We start from the raw sequence: 250 nt of genomic DNA on the forward strand, positions 1-250 counted from the left end.
GTCGAGCTGGACTGGAACTCGATGCTCGTCAACGCTTCGCAGGCGCTGCCCGTGCTGCGCGAGGTCGAGCGTCACGAGATCGTCGAGTTGTTCGAGAGCCCGATCGGGCGCACCGATGTTGACGGGCATCGTCGGCTGCGCGATTCCCTCACCCGTCCGCTGTTCGAGCACTTCGATACCGCCTTCGCCACCCGCTGGCTGCGCGATGACGCCATGGACGGCTTCGTGATGGACCCGGCCGACCCCATCC

Annotated in this window: 1 protein-coding gene; it reads left to right on the plus strand. The window is 66.4% G+C overall.

Annotated elements, in window-relative coordinates; translation table 11 throughout:
* The coding region (locus tag SB660_RS22540; protein ID WP_410584713.1) for an enolase-like domain-containing protein at positions 1-250 on the plus strand (250 nt) is incomplete at both ends.

It is taken from the genome of Bacillus sp. SIMBA_005 (assembly GCF_046535585.1).
GTDB lineage: Bacteria > Bacillota > Bacilli > Bacillales > Bacillaceae > Bacillus > Bacillus pumilus.